Source organism: Synechococcus sp. A15-60 (assembly GCF_014280095.1).
Classification (GTDB): Bacteria; Cyanobacteriota; Cyanobacteriia; order PCC-6307; family Cyanobiaceae; genus Synechococcus_C.
The window spans coordinates 2,080,172-2,095,624 of record NZ_CP047933.1; the positions used below are offsets into that span (position 1 = coordinate 2,080,172).

A 15,453-nucleotide genomic window follows, 5' to 3' on the forward strand; every position below is an offset into this window, starting at 1 on the left:
CAATCCGAGCCCTGCTGCATAGCGGGGCTTTTTTGATGTCGACTTTCAGGCAGTAAACAGACTGGCAATCGCTGAAATTGCCGTTGTTGCGAAGAGAAATGCCAGCATCGCCTGCACCAGGACGACCTTCCGAATCTCGGTTGATTGCGCACCAACGTCGGTCATCCCAAAGGTCACCCCAATGGCATAGGCGACATACAGAAAATCAAACAAAACTGGACGCTTATCATCCGGAAAAGAAAACACTTTTGTGGCTGATTCAGAATTCTCTGCATCATCCCTATCAGCATTCACATGAAAGAAAATCTTGGCGTAATGCATGGCATAACCATGATGCAAGCAGATCCAAATCAGCAAGATCGAAACAAAATAAATAAAAATACGCAGATCCTCTGGCAGCACTGGCTGTTTGGAGCCCAGATCACTGACGCAAAGGCTCATCACACCCAGGCCAAGAAAATTGATCGCCACCGTGCTTTTAATCAAAAGACCGGGACGCAATCGTTCATGATCAAACAGTGCCTTGGTCTGCTCATAATCCATTGACCATGCAGTTTTAAAGAAGAGCACCACATCCACCACCAAGGCTGACAACATGCCGATGGACAGCGCTTCCTTACCCGTGAACGGGACATAGAACACCAACGTCAAAATCGTGCCGATAGTCAGGCTGCGACGCAATCGATAACGATTCAAAAAAATGTGGCGCTGTCGAGGAAGCATTAAGTGTGAACGTCTGATTGCGGTGGTGTCGCTTGGGGATCTGAACCGAAAGCACTGGAGCCACATCGAGCCTCAGGGAGCACCGCTTCTGGAGCAATCCACATCGCATCACCGTAGGAATAGAAGCGATAGGCCTCGTCAATGGCGACCTGATAGAGATCCAGCAGTCGTTGACGCCCGATCAATGCACTGACCAACAGCAGCAAAGAACTCTTGGGCAGATGGAAATTGGTTAACAACCCCTGCACCACCGCAAAGCGGAAACCAGGCTGAATCACCAAATCCACCGGCCCTTTCAAGGGTTGCAGCGTTCCTCCTGATGCTGCCGCAGCGCCTTCGAGGGCCCTCACGCTGGTGGTTCCCACGGCAATCACACGGCCTCCCCGACGGCGGCAGGCCTCCACCTGAGCCACCAGATCTGGAGTGACCTCCACCCACTCGCTGTGGAGGCTGAGGTCACGAAGATCCTCCGTTTCCACCGGGCGGAAGGTGCCCAGCCCCACATGCAGGGTGACGGTTGCCATCTGCACGCCCCGGTCCTTGATTGCCTGAAGCAACTCATCGCTGAGATGTAAACCGGCCGTAGGAGCCGCCACCGCACCCGGGCGAGAGGCGTAGCGCGTCTGGTAGCGCTCCTGGTCAGAGTCGTCATGACGGGTGATATAAGGCGGCAGCGGCACCTCGCCATAGCGCTCCAGCAGGCCCTCAATCGCGACCGCATCGGCATAACCCTGGGGGAACTGGATGATGCGACCACCACTGGATCCATCGGTGGCCAGAACCTGCAAGGGGATGGGCTCCTGCTCCAGGGCCTCGAGCCACACCTGGTCACCAGGCTTCAGCTTCTTGCCTGGTCGCGCCAGACAAAGCCAGCGCCCCTCACCCTGTGGTTCCAGCACCAGCAATTCCGCAAGACCACCCCCTGATCGGCGTACCCGAAGCCGTGCTCGCAGCACACGCGTGTCATTCACCACGAGCAGATCGCCGTCGTGAAGCTGCTCTTGCCAATCCCACACCTGTTGGTGCCGCGTCCGCTCGAGCGATGCCTCCAGTTCCGGCACGCACAACAACCTTGCGCCATGGCGAGGCTCCACTGGCGACTGTGCGATGCGCTCCTCAGGCAAGTGGTAGTCGTAGGAGCTGAGCTGGAGATCCCGAGGGTCAGCCACAGAGCGTGATCATGATCAGTCCATGCTGCCTGAGGGCCGAGAGCCGGCTTGGTGGCGACCGTTTGGCACGTAGTAGCGCACGATCGAGAACACGCGGCTTTGATCATCGGAGAGCGCCTCGAACAGGGCACGGGCCCGCTGATTGAGCAACGCAACATCGAGACGATCCCTCGGGATCGCCACCGGCATCACCACCGTGGTGGTGCGCTCAGGGTGTCGCCTCTCCTCCGCTGTCACAAAGTCACAGAACGGATCCAGCAGAGAGCTAAACGGGCTATCCAGCAGCACCAACTCAAGTGCACCGGTGTTGGTTCCCACGTAACGATCCCACAGCTGACTGAGAGATCCGGCGTCTTGATCGTTCTGCACCACCACCACTGCAGTGACCGAATCGGCAAAGGAACAGGCGTAACGCACCGCCTCGAAAGCGGGTCGCATCATGCTCGGAATCCAGACAATGGCGTGATGCCCGGTCGGTGGATCTCGGGGAACCACTTGCAGTGGAGCCGCCTCAGGATCGGGAGCCAACGCTGCGAAGATCTGGCGATAACGGAGGCGGATCACAGCCAATCCCCAAACCAACAGCGGGATGGCGATCACAACCGTCCAAGCCCCTTCATCAAACTTGCTCACCACGATCACCACCAACACCACAAAGGTGGTGATCGACCCGAGCGCATTCATGAACATGCGGCCGCGCCAGCCAGAGCCCCGTTGCGTTCGCCAGCGATTCACCAGACCCAGTTGCGAGAGGGTGAAGGCGGTGAACACCCCCAGGGCGTAGAGATTCACCGCCACGGTGGTCTCCCCACGGCAGATCACGATGATCAACGCCGTGATGCCCAGCAACACACCGATGCCGTTCTGGTACACCAGTCGGTCTCCCAGAAGATTCATCTGCACTGGCAGGCAGCGGTCCTCCGCGAGCATCGCCGCCAACCTGGGGAAGCCGGAGAACGCCGTGTTGGCGGCCAGCACCAGGATGAGGAGGGTGGTGATCTGCAAAGTCCAATACAGAACGCTGCCGTTGCCGAAAACGCGCTGTCCGATCTGGGCCAGCACGGTGATGTCGGGATTCGGCGCAATCCCGTACATGAACCCCATGCCGCTGACGGCAAAGACCATCGCCGACAGCAGGATGGCCATCACCAAGAGTGTCTTGCGTGCATTGACCGGCGCTGGCTCACGAAACACCTTCACACCATTGGCGATCGCTTCAATGCCCGTCATCGCCGAGCAACCGGAACTGAATGCCCGCAGGATCAGGAACAACCCGATCGGCTCCAAGGCCGCGGTCAACGGCGGTGGATCGGGATGCCAACCGTGATGAAAGGTCAGATCCTTGAGCCCCGCCACCGTCAGCAGCGCGATCATCAACACGAAGGCGTAAGTGGGAATCGCGAACACTCGCCCCGCTTCCTTCACCCCACGCAGATTGGCCCAACCCACCAGCACCAGCAGCACGAGGGCGATGGGCACCTCGTAGGGCAAAAGCGTGGGGTCAAGTGACGACAGCGCCTGGGTGCCCGCCATCAGGCTGACCGCTGCCGTCAACGTGTAGTCAATCAACAGCGCCGCAGCGGCCACCAGCCCGACATTGCGTCCGAGATTGTCGCGGGCCACCACATAGGAGCCGCCGCCATTGGGGTAAGCCGCAATCGCCTGCCGGTACGACAGCACAACGATCACAATTAAAACGATGATCGCGAGAGTGATGGGCAGCGACAGCTTCAAGGCTGCGCTTCCACCCAGAATCAAGATGCCGAGCGCCGCCTCCGTGGCATAGGCAACGGATGACAACGCATCCGACGACAAAATCGGCAGCGCCTGAATGTTGGGAAGTCGCTCATCCCCTGCACTGGAGCGCGGCAACGGACGCCCCAGCAGACGGGAGAACCATCGAACGGACACAGCAGCCATTGACCATTGCCGCCCCAAGAGTGGCAATGATTGACGAACTCAGCAGGTGCACGGGGCGGACCGATGAGCGCAAAGGCCGATCAGATCAAAGGGCCAGACTTTCAGGCCGAGTCTCAATCAGTTCAGCCAGATCCTTAAGGAAGGCCGCGCCGTCAGCGCCATAAATCACACGGTGGTCAGCGGTGAGGTTGACCTGCATTTGCCGCTTCACAGCGATTGATCCATCCTTGCCTGCCACGACTGTGGGGCGGGAGGCCGCCACGGCAAGAATCGCACCGGTGCCAGGCGGGAGGATGGCATCAAAGCGATCCACACCAAACATGCCCAGGTTGGAGAGGGTGAACGTGCCGGTGCTGTATTCCTCAGGCTGCAGTTGCTTGCTGCGTGAGCGGGTCACGAGATCTTTCCACTGACGGGACATTTCATAGAGGTCGGTGCGATCGGCCTGTCGAAGCACTGGCGTGATCAGACCACCGTCTTCCATGGCCACAGCGACAGCCACATTCACCTCAGCCGGGTAGGCCATGCCGGCAGCAGTGGTAGAGGCATTGACCTGAGGATGACGCGCCAGGGTGACGGCAACGGCCTTCGCCAGCAAAGCCGTCATGGTGACGCCCTTCGACTTCACCTGTTTGTAGAAGGCATCAAGCTTGTCGGTAGTGATGGTGTAGCCGACGCGGAAGCAGGGAACAGCAAGGCTGGCCTCCATGTTGCGGTTGACCGCTCCCTGGAGGGTGTTGAACGCAACCGTCTCACCAGGCCGACCGAAGCTGTTGCCGGCAGGAGCGCTCGGTGCGGGTGCTGAAGCAGCGACACCGGCCACAACGGCAGCCGCGGAGCCCTCACCCACACGAGGCACGCTCACAGGGCGACCAGCCGCACGCTCAACGTCCTCAGCCTGGATGCGACCATTCGGGCCACTACCGCGCAACGTCGACAGCTCAATGCCCATCTGGGAGGCCAGCTTCTTGGCCCGAGGGCTGGCGATCACACGTCCATTGGCAACAGGCGCAGCTACTGGTGCCGGTGCCGGGGGAACCGCGGGAGCTGGAGCAGGTGCCGGAGGAGCAGGGGTCACCGCTGGCGCAGAGGGAGTAGGAGCAGGGTCTGCAGCTGCTGGTGCTGGGGCTGGAGCAGCAGGGGCGGGAGCCGCAGCATCACCACCCGAAGATGACTTGGCCTGAGCTTCAGCAACCTCAGCCTCAGTTTCAACAATCAGCCCAATCGTTTCGCCCACTGGAGCGGTGCTTCCAGCAGGCATCAGCACGGCAGCCAAGTAGCCCTCGTTGAAGGACTCCACATCCATATCAGCCTTGTCGGATTCGACCACGAGCACCGACTCGCCGCGGCCGACCTTGTCGCCAGGCTTTTTGAGCCATTCGACGATCTTCCCCTCCGTCATCGTGGAGCTGAGGGCAGGCATGAAGATGTCGTGGGTCGCCAAAACCGTCTCCAGAGGGGCTATGTAGGGGCGATTTTACGGGCCGACAGGGCGGCCCTTCGCAGGGGTCAGCCCTGCTGGATCGACTCGATCACCCCGTCACGGACCACAACGGCCACCTGCATCTTGCTCACCAGGTTGTCGCCCACCTGAATGTCGCAGAAACTCTCCAGCTGGCCCTGCTCCACGATCTGTTCCATCTCCAGCTCACGCACTTGAGCCTGCTGCTGCAGAAGGTTGCGCTTCTGCTCCTCTAGTTCAGCCCGCTTGGCAGCCACCTGCTGCTGCACCTGCCCCACTTGCTCCTGAACGCGGGGGTCCAGAGGGTTCGCACTTTGACGGCGTACCTCATCCACCACCTGTTGACCCTCCTGTTCAAGCTGGGCCAGCTGCTGATCGGTGGTAGAGATGGCGCCACTGAGCTCACGTTCGGCTTCCTCCTTCCACGCAGGAGTCACCACCGCGCGAATCGTGATGGAGCGCTTGATCGACAAGGTGGTGCCGTCGGACATGAGGGCCTAGAAACAGCGCCAAGCGTCTCAGTCTCGCGGCAGATGGTCAAGCCAGCGCAGTCGGCACGGCATCAACGGCCGTAAAGGCTCTCGATCATGGGGCGATCGCGGTCCGTGATGCGATCGCGGCGCTGCTTGAGCGTCTGCGTCAGTAAGCCGTTCTCAATGGAAAACGGCTCAACGAGCGCCACACCGCACAGACGTTCATCCGCCCTCGACCCGACGCGGGCGCCAAGCAACCGATTGAGCTCCCCGCGCAGCAACCGCAGCAAAGCTGGATCCCCGGGGCGACCGCCGAGATCCGGGCCTGGATCGCAGCCCTGTTCCAAGGCCCAGGCTTGAAGTGACTCTTGCTTCGGGACGACCAAAGCCGCCAGCTGGCGCTCGTCTTGACCCACCAGCATCACCTGCTCCACCAATGGAGATGACACGAGCGCTTCCTCCAAGGGACCCGGCTCGAGGTTCTCGCCGCTGCTGAGCACGATGGTGTCCTTGGCTCGGCCGGTGAGCACCACGGAGCCATCAGGCAGAAGCATGCCCAGATCACCGGTGTCGAACCACCCATCGGCATCCAACACCTTGGCGGTGGCCTCCGGCTTGTCCAGGTAGCCCCCCATGACCTGAGGTCCACGCACCAGCACCACTCCGCGTTGCCGATACGCCAGCGGAGCTCGGGTCTCCGCATCAACAACGCGGAACTCCGTCTCCGGCATTGGCAATCCGGAACTGCCACGGATGTTGCGCCAGGGCCGGCGACAACTCACCACAGGACTGGTCTCGGTGAGGCCATAGCCCACGAGAAGTTCAATGCCCACCGCTTCAAAAAACGCATCCACGTGAGGAGCGATGGCACCACCACCATTGATCGGATACAGCAAGGCACCACCGCTGAGCTGTTGGCGCAACTTCGGCCAAATCAATTGGGATGCCAGGGCATGGGCCGGCCATCGCCGTGTTGCCTCCGCCAGGGCTCGCAAACGGTCGCGCTTGCGCAGCGGCTCGATCAACAAATCCAGGCTGCGGCGACGGGCCAGCCTGTAGGCCTTGCTGTTGGCCAAGGCCGACCGGAGCAGACGCTGACGTGCAGGTGGCAGGGTCTTCACCACATCTTCAAAGCCTGCTTGCACCGCCTCCCAAAGCCTGGGGACGGTGGCCATGATCACCGGCTTCACCCGCGGCAGATCCCTCTTCAGCTGCTTGATCGTGGTGTAGCTCTGCGAGCACCCGCAGGAAAAGAAGTAATACTCCGCACTGCGCTCGTAGGAGTGCCAGATCGGCAGCACACTCAACACCGGTGCTCCGGCATCCGGGCGGGTGACGGTGGCCAGACTGCGCATCTGGTGCAGAAGATTGGCGTGGGTGAGTGGCACCCCTTTGGGCCGACCGGTGGTGCCGCTGGTGTAGAGGATTGTGGCAATGGTGTGAACGGCGGAGGCTTGCTCGCGATTCGCCATGGGATCGGGGGGCTGATGCCCATCGGCACGGCTCAAAAAGGTGTCGAAATCCAGGGCCCCTGGGGGTGCCTCACCCTCCAACACCAAGACGAAGCGCAGTTGGGCTTGAAGATCTGCAGACAGCTGCAGACGCTCCAACAAATCACCGGTTTGCACCACCAGGGCCACGGCCTTGGAGTCTTCAAGGATGTAACGGAGCTCCTCCACCGGCGCGGCCGCCCCACGCACCGCATCCACCACACCGGCACGCATTAACCCCTGGTCAGCCACCAACCATCGGGGGCTGTTCTCGGCAAAGAGACCGACCACATCGCCAACCCTGAGCCCGAGCTGCTGGAAAGCCGCAGCAGCGCGTTCAATGCGTTCGGCCAGCTGTTGGTAATTGAATCGCTCGGGATGGGCCGCATGGGGCGCATCGACAGCCATCACCTCGCCATGCTGAGCTGCTAGCCAGGGCCAGACCTGATCGACACGCCCAAGGGCCTGCACGTGGGACTGACGGGCAAGTGCCTCCTGCTCACGGGGAGTGGGTTGCCAGGAAGCTTGAGCAGCGGTCACAGGAGCGGGGCGCGGTCGCCCAGGCCTATCACCTCGACGATGCATCGGCAATCGCCATCCCCTCACCGACCGACTGCCAGCGGAGCCCGAATCGCTGGGCAAGGGCATCCCGTAGCAAGGGGCGCACCTCCTCCAAGGACAATCCCGGGACCCAATCGCTGAGACGCCCGACCTTCCGTCCTGTCAAGCCGCACGGCACCACAGCCTCAAATCCGGCCAGATCACAGGTCACGTTCAAAGCCAGACCGTGCTGAGTGATCCAGCGCCGACAGCCGACCCCAATGGCCGCCACTTTGCGCTGATCCAGCCAAACCCCTGTGAGCCCATCGATCCGCTCACCTTGCAGATCAAGGGCTTGCATCACATCCAGCACCACCTGCTCGAGCTGACGCAAGTACCAATGCAGGTCGGGTTGATGACGACGGAGATCCAGCACGGGGTAAGCCACCAGCTGACCAGGGGCGTGATGGGTCACCTCGCCGCCACGATCAATGCGGTGGAGCGGTGCCGGAGGCTGAAGCGGATCAAAGCGGAGATGGGCTTCGCTGGCGCCACGTCCGAGCGTGTAGCAACTGGGGTGTTGCAGCAACCAGACGGCTTCGGCACCGCCGGCAGCAGCTGGCTCCGCCAGCAAGCCTTCCTGCCAACGCCGTTGCCGCTCCCAGGCTTGCTCGAAAGGAACGAGTTGCTGCGGCTGAAAAAGAAATGCCGAAGACCCACTTCCGGAATCAGGCGGCGTTACTAAGTTGCCGATAGGAGCAGGCACCGGAGGGATGCATGAAGCTGTTGATCCATGGTCGCAACTTGGATGTGACGCCCGCATTGCGGGATTACACCGAAACCAAGCTTGACCGGGCTATTCATCACTTCAACGATCTTGTCCAAGAAGCGGATGTTCACCTATCGGTGGCCCGCAACCCCAGAGTTCCGCAACAAACAGCCGAGGTCACGGTGTTCGCGAATGGAACCGTGATCCGAGCCCAGGAACGCAGCGAAAACCTTTACGCCAGCATTGATCTGGTGGCCAGCAAACTGGCCCGTCAGCTGCGTCGATTCAAGGACCGCACCAGCGATCACCATCACAGCCACGGCCATCGCGCCACGGAAACCCCGGCCACCGAGGCGGTTCTCAACGACAGTCCTGTAGAGGAATCGCTGCTGGATGGCAAAGAAGCACAGCTGCCGAACCCCGGCGTGCGGCGCAAATATTTCGCCATGCCGCCCATGAGTGTCGACGAGGCCCGCCATCAGCTCGACCTCATCGATCACGATTTTTATTTGTTCCGCGACCGTGCCAGTGATGAATTGCAAGTGATCTACCGACGCAATCACGGTGGATACGGCGTGATCCAAGCTCGCAACTGAACTTTTCGCGACGGTTCTTCCGTCTGTTTCCCCAGCGATGACCATGTCACCGCGGCGGCAGGACCTGCCAGACCTTCCCCCGCTGATCCACCAGGCTTTGCTCAACCCAATGCTCCAGGAGGAGGAGCTTCACACCCTCTGCGATGCCTCAAGGCAGCTTGGTTTCGGTGGCGTCTGCGTCAGCCTGAGCCACCTCCAGGCAGTGCGTCAGCGGCTCGGGGGACGCGGACCGGTACAACTGGCCGCCACAGTGGGGTTTCCATTCGGCGCTCTGCCGGCCGAACTGAAGCAAGCGCAGGCGGAGTGGGCCGCCGCCCATGGCGCTGACGCCCTGGATGTGACCCCCGATTGGTCCGCACTTGTGAATGGCCGGGCCAACACCTTCGCCGAGGAATTGGCTGCGATTGCCGCGCTGGATCTGCCCATGACGGTGGTTCTCGACGTCAATCAGCTCCAGGACGAACAGCTCGCTTTGGCGGCGGAAGCTGCCATGGATGCGGGCGCCGCGGCACTACAAGCCGGCAACGGCTTCGGGCCCGCTGTCACACCGGAACAGATCAAAACCCTGAGACAACACACGCGCGGACGCTGTGCCATCAAGGCCGCAGGTGGAATCCGGGAGCTCGAGCACGCACTGGATCTGGTGGAAGCCGGTGCAAGGGGCCTAGGCACCGGCCATGGTCCGTCGCTGGTGCAAGCCCTGCGCCAGCAGCGATGAGCGGCGACAGACGCCTGCAGGGCCTCGCCCTCAAAGTAGGGCCACTGGGTGAGCACGATCGGCTGCTGACACTTTTGAGCGACGAAGCCGGGGTGGTGAGATTGGCCGTGCCTGGCGCTCGCCGCCCCAAAAGCAGCCTTGCTGCAGCCGTTCCCCTCACCCTTTTGGATCTGCAGGTGGTGGGGCGCCGCGGCCTCCAACGCGTGCGGCAGCTGCAGGTGCGTCACAACTTCAGCGGCGTGGGGCAGCATCTGGAAACCCTGGCGGCCGCCCAAGCCCTAGCAGAGCTCTCGATCGCACTGGTGAGCGATGACGACCCCATTCAAGGCTTACTGGAGACGGTGCTGATTCACCTAGAGCGACTGGAGGCCCTGAGCCGCTCCCCACAACCCAACCCGGACCTCAGTTTGGCGATGCTGGTTCAAGCGGGCGTGCACCTGCTAGCGCTCGGCGGCTATGGCCTACCGCTTCAGATCTGCTGCCAGAGCGGTGCTGAGCTGATTCCGCCGATCGGTCAGTGGGAATGGCGCTGCAGCCTGCTGCCCGAGCAAGGCCTCGCGCTTGGGAGCCTTCCTGGCGCCAGGCTGCAGCTCAACCCCTCCGAACTGGCCCTGCTGCAACGGCTGCCCCGGCCGGATCTTCCCAGGCGCCCGAATGGAGAACTAATGGGACCACGTTCGGTTTGGCTCAAACTCCTGGCTCTGATCGACTGCTGGTGCCGGGTGCATCTACCCCGCCCCGTGCGCTCTCTGAAGATGGTGAGCGACTATTTGCCTGCGCCGTAAGCGATCATGACCCGGACATTGCAGGCACCGTGAGCGGATCTTCCCTGAACAGTCCGGAGCCCGCGCTCCCCACCGGTGGAAACCCGGAGGGTCCTCGGGGCCTGCAGACGGTGGTGCGCTTCGACGGCTTTCGCCGTCTCTGGATTGGCCAGATCTTTTCGCAACTGGCGGACAAGTTCTACATCGTTTTGATGGTGTACCTGATCGCCCAGTACTGGGTGACCAGCACACCGCAGGAAAATGGCGCCCTCGCGGAAATTGCATCAGCGATCCGCATGGACTTCGAGACCCGTGCGCAACGGATCACACTGCTGGCAACAGGGGTTTACGTCGCCAACACGATCCCAGCCATGGTGTTGGGTTCGGTCGCGGGAGTCTGGGTCGACCGATGGCCCAAACGGCGGGTGATGGTCGCTTCAAACGGATTACGCGCTCTGCTCGTGGTGTTGACCCCGTTTTTCTTGCTGCCAGGGCCCCATTGGCTCGGCCTCAGCTGGGGGTACTGGGCCCTGCTGGTCATGACCTTTCTGGAATCGGTGCTCACCCAGTTCTTCGCACCGGCAGAGCAGGCTGCCATTCCGCTGTTGGTGCCGAAGGAGCACCTCTTGGCAGCCAATTCGCTTTACCAAGCCACCAGCATGGGAGCCACGATTGTTGGCTTCGCTCTAGGAGATCCGATCCTGCGGGGACTGGACAGCCTCTTCCAAGGCATTGGCCTCAAGGGTGGTGAATTTCTGCTTCTGCCGTTTTGCTATGGCATTGCGGCCATCTCGCTGAGCACGATCCGGATGCGTGAACAGCCCCGAGCCCATCAAGGGGAATCGGTCTGGAAAGAAATCGTGGCGGGGCTTCAGGTCCTGCGTGAACGCGCCTCGGTGCGGACGGCCATGGTGCATTTGGTGCTGCTCTACAGCCTCCTGGCCGCGCTCTACGTCCTGGCCATCAGCTTGGCGTCCGCCATTCAGGGTCTTGGCCCCACCGGCTTCGGAAGCCTGCTAGCCATGAGCGGGCTCGGGATGGCCATCGGGGCCGTCGTGGTGGCACAGGTGGGCCATGGATTCAGCCGCCGCCGTCTGGCAGCCGCGGGACTGGGCGCGATCACTTGGAGCCTCGTGCTGCTTGGGCAACTGCGCGGCAATCTCACTTACACCCTCGGGCTCTGCACACTGCTCGGCATCGGTGCCGCTCTGGTGGCCATCCCCGCGCAAACCACGATCCAGGAGGACACGCCTGAATCACAGCGCGGCCGCGTGTTCGGGCTGCAGAACAATCTGATCAACATTGCCCTCAGCCTTCCTCTTGTGTTGGCAGGCGCTTTGGTGAGCAGTGTGGGGCTGCTGCCGGTGTTATGGATCCTGGCGGGCCTGGCGCTGGTGGCCGCCTTGATCGAGCGCCCCTGGCAGCGCTGCTAGCGTTTGCGGAGCCCGTCCCTCAGTGGCTTTGACGCATATTGCCTGGCTGGGCAAAAAAACTCCGTTCTGCGGCAATGTCACCTACGGGCTGAGCACAACGGAAGCCCTGAAGGCCCGTGGTCATCAGACCAGCTTCATTCATTTCGACAATCCAAAAGCCCCAGGCAGCAGTACCTCCCTCCTGGCCAACGATCCGGATGTAAGCCTGCCCTACCTCGTGAAATCGCAGGTTTATACGATCCCTTCTCCTGGAGCACAGCGCGAGCTACGGGATTCGCTTGATCGCCTCCAGCCAGATCTGGTGCATGCCAGCCTCACCCTCTCGCCGCTGGATTTCCGACTTCCCGAGCTCTGCCAGCAGCTGCAGGTTCCCTTGGTGGCCACCTTCCACCCTCCCTTCGATGCCGGCCTGCGCAACCTCACAGCAGGAACACAGCAGCTCACGTACCAGCTGTATGCCCCTGCTCTAGCCCGTTATGACCGGGTGATTGTGTTCTCTGAGCTGCAAGCCGATGTGCTTGCACGCCTGGGAGTCCGCGAGGATCGCCTGGCGGTGATCCCCAACGGAGTCGACATAGCTCAGTGGAGACCGGCCGATGCCATGCCCTCTGCGATTGGAAGTCAGCTGCAGAGGGTGCGCTCACGCCTCGGAACGGAGCGCGTTTTCCTCTACATGGGACGGATCTCCACTGAAAAGAACGTGGAAGCGCTGTTGCAGGCTTGGCGACTTGTGGACACGCCAGGCTGTCGTCTGGTCATCGTTGGCGATGGTCCGCTGCGCAGCACGTTGCAGAACAGCTACGGCCAGATGGACAACGTGCTGTGGTGGGGCTACGAGCCAGACCTCGCCACGCGCGTGGCACTGTTGCAATCCGCCGAAGTCTTCCTGCTGCCATCGTTAGTAGAAGGCTTATCGCTGGCATTGCTAGAGGCCATGGCCAGCGGATGCGCCTGCGTGGCCACGGATGCTGGGGCCGACGGTGAGGTGCTCGCCGGAGGAGCCGGCATTGTGATGAACACCCTGGGAGTCACCAGTCAGCTGCGCACGCTGCTCCCCGTGCTTCGGGATCAACCGGTGCTCACCCAAGCACTGGGGAGACAGGCGCGCCAGCGGGTCATGGAGCGCTACACGATGGCTCGCAACATCGATGCGCTTGAACGCCTCTACGGCGAACTCACACGCACCGCACCTCTAGCGGCTTAGCGCAGGGAGCTGCCATGTTCTGTGGCAGCCAGAACCGCTTCGATGAGCGCCGACCGCAGACCGGCTTGCTCCAACTTGCGCACGGCAGCCATGGTGGTGCCCCCCGGTGAGCCGACCATGTCTTTCAGCTGGGCGGGATGCAGCTTCTGTTGTTGCAGCAGTGCCGCCGTCCCGCCAAGAGTGCGCTGCGCCAGGTGATGCGCCTGGTCACGGGGAAGCCCCGCCGCTACGGCACCATCGGCAAGGGCTTCAGCGATCAAAGCCACGTAGGCAGGACCTGAGGAGGTCAGAGCCAAGAAGGCATCCAGCCTCGATTCCGGCAATTCCAACACCTCGCTGACCGGAGCAAAGACATCCCGCACCCACCGCTGTTGCTCGGGAGTCACACCCTGGCCCCAAGCCAGTCCACACAGACCCTCACCTACGAGGCAGGGAGTATTGGGAACCGCTCGAACACACACACGGCCTGGAAACGTGTGCTGCAGTCGTTCCAGAGTGATTCCCGCCAACACCGAAATCACCAGTGACGACGTCGAGTCCGCGGGTGGCAACACACCAGCGGCCACAGCGTCGAGTTGTTGGGGCTTGACCGCCAGCAACTGCACCGGAGCCATCCAGGCTTGCGCGGCCTGGGGGTCTGAAGCCGAAACCACCGTGAAGCCCGCTGGCAATTCAGTGCGCAGACGTTGCGCGCTGTCCTCACGCGCCACAACTCCAATGCAATCGGAGGCCGCAAAAATGCCACGCTCAACCAGCGGTCGCACCAAGGCCTGAGCCATTCGGCCCAGACCGATTACACCGACGGAAGCAGTCACCGAAGCAGACGCGCTGGTCAGAGGGCTGTGGCGTCAGACGCCGCCCAGGCCGGAGCCGGAGCAACGCTGGCGTCAGAAGACGCCTGTTCCACATCCTTGGTCACCACCGTGGGCGTGGTGCTCTCTTCCTGACTGGCATTGGTAACCGTGACACAGCTGGGGGCAAACAAGAAAATGCTTTCGCCAACTCGCTCCTGATGGCCATCGATGGCAAAAGTGCCACCAGCCACAAAATCCACGGCACGTTGAGCCTGATCAGGCTCCATCATCGTGAGATTGAGGATGACGGTCTTGCGCTCGCGCAGGGCCTGAATGGCACGGGGCATCTCGTCGAAGCTACGAGGCTCCATCAGTGACACTTCAGCAGCACTGGAGCTGATGCCTGGCATACCGATCACATTGGTGCCTGAAAAACTTTGATCCATCTCAAACGGATTGGATGCATCGAGTGGAGCCAGAGCACTGCTGTTCGCAGAGGTCATGCCCGACACAGCATCATCGTGCTCACCCGTGTCGTAATCGAGCTCGTCATAGTCGCCGTCCAGGTAATCATCCCCTGCAACGACCGCACGAAGGCGAGAAATCAGCGACACCGGAAATCTGCGGAACCTTGTCCCTGAATAGCGCTCCGCGGAGTTGTGAGCAAGCGTGTCCGCATGGATTGATGTCCATTCCGGACAGTGGACGTGATCCGCCGCTCTCAGGGCCCTCACTGGGGGCGAGCACCAAACAGCGCTGATCCAACCCGCACCCAGGTGGCACCGGCAGCTGCGGCCTCAGGCCAATCGCCGCTCATGCCCATCGAGCACTGCGGCAGATCCATGGCATTGGCGAGCTGTCGGCAATCCTGAAACAGACCGCGACGATCAGCTTCTGAGAACCCCAGCGGGGCCATGGTCATCAACCCGCAAGGATTGAGACCCTGCAACTGACGCAAGCCAGGCCAGGCCTGCTTCAGCTCGATGGGGTCCCAGCCCGTCTTGTCAGGATCAGGCCGAAGCTTGACCTGAAACAACACCGAAGGACGCCGGTTCTCCTCTAACGCAATGCGAGAGACACGCTGCGCGAGAGACAGCGAATCGATGGAATGAACCCAATCGAAGGCCTTCACCACCGGTCGCACCTTGTTGGCCTGCAACCGTCCGACGAAATGCCAGCGCAGACCCGCCAGATCCGACAGCTCCTGCTGCTTCGGCAGCGCCTCCTGAACACGGCTTTCTCCGAAGTCGGACTGGCCGCAACACGCCAGCTCACGCACCGCCGAGGCAGGCTGGCGCTTGCTGACAGCCAGCAAATGGACGCCATGGGGAAGCCTGTCGCGCAACTGCTCCCAGCGGCTCTGAAGCTCCGTCATCCGCGCTGCCCCACGTGCATGGC

15 protein-coding genes are annotated in these 15,453 nt (G+C 61.7%); 5 read left to right on the forward strand and 10 right to left on the reverse strand.

Translation table 11 applies throughout. The features are described 5' to 3' along the window. Nucleotides 1–45: 45 nt before the first annotated feature. The 7 genes from SynA1560_RS11400 to lipB form a co-directional block, all read right to left on the reverse strand. Complete coding sequence (locus SynA1560_RS11400; RefSeq protein ID WP_186500562.1) at nucleotides 46–681, reverse strand: DUF1345 domain-containing protein; 636 nt, start codon at nucleotides 679–681, stop codon at nucleotides 46–48. Between the two features lie 41 nt (nucleotides 682–722). Then, complete coding sequence (queA, locus tag SynA1560_RS11405) at nucleotides 723–1,892, reverse strand: tRNA preQ1(34) S-adenosylmethionine ribosyltransferase-isomerase QueA (RefSeq protein WP_186500563.1); 1,170 nt, start codon at nucleotides 1,890–1,892, stop codon at nucleotides 723–725. 15 nt (nucleotides 1,893–1,907) lie between these two features. Beyond that, a complete protein-coding gene (locus tag SynA1560_RS11410) occupies nucleotides 1,908–3,812 on the reverse strand; it encodes an APC family permease (protein WP_186500564.1) in 1,905 nt (634 codons plus the stop codon). A gap of 85 nt (nucleotides 3,813–3,897) precedes the next feature. Continuing rightward, complete coding sequence (locus SynA1560_RS11415) at nucleotides 3,898–5,256, reverse strand: dihydrolipoamide acetyltransferase family protein (RefSeq protein WP_186500565.1); 1,359 nt, start codon at nucleotides 5,254–5,256, stop codon at nucleotides 3,898–3,900. A 65-nt stretch (nucleotides 5,257–5,321) separates the two neighbouring features. Further along, a complete protein-coding gene (locus SynA1560_RS11420; RefSeq protein WP_186500566.1) occupies nucleotides 5,322–5,765 on the reverse strand; it encodes a YlqD family protein in 444 nt (147 codons plus the stop codon). Between the two features lie 71 nt (nucleotides 5,766–5,836). Continuing rightward, nucleotides 5,837–7,822 (reverse strand): AMP-binding protein, encoded by a 1,986-nt coding sequence (locus SynA1560_RS11425; protein WP_186500567.1) that lies wholly within the window; start codon nucleotides 7,820–7,822, stop codon nucleotides 5,837–5,839. After that, nucleotides 7,806–8,543 (reverse strand): lipoyl(octanoyl) transferase LipB, encoded by a 738-nt coding sequence (lipB, locus tag SynA1560_RS11430; RefSeq protein WP_186500568.1) that lies wholly within the window; start codon nucleotides 8,541–8,543, stop codon nucleotides 7,806–7,808. The genes SynA1560_RS11425 and lipB overlap by 17 nt, the downstream gene beginning before the upstream one ends. Before the next feature lie 11 nt (nucleotides 8,544–8,554). On the opposite strand from lipB, the gene hpf reads away from it, so the two are divergent. The 5 genes from hpf to SynA1560_RS11455 are packed head-to-tail and all read left to right on the forward strand — an operon-like array spanning nucleotide 8,555 to nucleotide 13,261. After that, complete coding sequence (gene hpf, locus SynA1560_RS11435) at nucleotides 8,555–9,142, forward strand: ribosome hibernation-promoting factor, HPF/YfiA family (RefSeq protein ID WP_186469384.1); 588 nt, start codon at nucleotides 8,555–8,557, stop codon at nucleotides 9,140–9,142. A 37-nt stretch (nucleotides 9,143–9,179) separates the two neighbouring features. Continuing rightward, nucleotides 9,180–9,860 carry a deoxyribose-phosphate aldolase gene (deoC, locus tag SynA1560_RS11440; protein ID WP_186500569.1) on the forward strand — a complete coding sequence of 227 codons (681 nt, stop codon included), beginning with the start codon at nucleotides 9,180–9,182 and terminating at the stop codon, nucleotides 9,858–9,860. After that, nucleotides 9,857–10,645 (forward strand): DNA repair protein RecO, encoded by a 789-nt coding sequence (gene recO / locus SynA1560_RS11445; protein ID WP_186469386.1) that lies wholly within the window; start codon nucleotides 9,857–9,859, stop codon nucleotides 10,643–10,645. The genes deoC and recO overlap by 4 nt, the downstream gene beginning before the upstream one ends. Nucleotides 10,646–10,674: 29 nt before the next feature. Next, complete coding sequence (locus SynA1560_RS11450) at nucleotides 10,675–12,057, forward strand: MFS transporter (protein ID WP_186500570.1); 1,383 nt, start codon at nucleotides 10,675–10,677, stop codon at nucleotides 12,055–12,057. Nucleotides 12,058–12,085: 28 nt separating this feature from the next. Further along, entirely contained in the window at nucleotides 12,086–13,261 is a 1,176-nt protein-coding gene (locus tag SynA1560_RS11455; protein ID WP_186471189.1) for a glycosyltransferase family 4 protein, read from the forward strand. On the opposite strand, the gene proC is transcribed toward SynA1560_RS11455, so the two are convergent. From proC to SynA1560_RS11470, 3 genes are all read right to left on the reverse strand, one after another. Further along, nucleotides 13,258–14,076 (reverse strand): pyrroline-5-carboxylate reductase, encoded by an 819-nt coding sequence (proC, locus tag SynA1560_RS11460; RefSeq protein ID WP_186500571.1) that lies wholly within the window; start codon nucleotides 14,074–14,076, stop codon nucleotides 13,258–13,260. The two genes, SynA1560_RS11455 and proC, sit on opposite strands and share 4 nt — an antisense overlap. Nucleotides 14,077–14,093: 17 nt before the next feature. Further along, a complete protein-coding gene (locus SynA1560_RS11465) occupies nucleotides 14,094–14,669 on the reverse strand; it encodes a cell division protein SepF (RefSeq protein ID WP_186469389.1) in 576 nt (191 codons plus the stop codon). A gap of 116 nt (nucleotides 14,670–14,785) precedes the next feature. Beyond that, nucleotides 14,786–15,430, reverse strand: coding sequence for a YggS family pyridoxal phosphate-dependent enzyme (locus SynA1560_RS11470; protein ID WP_186469390.1), 645 nt, complete (start codon nucleotides 15,428–15,430; stop codon nucleotides 14,786–14,788). Nucleotides 15,431–15,453 lie beyond the last annotated feature (23 nt).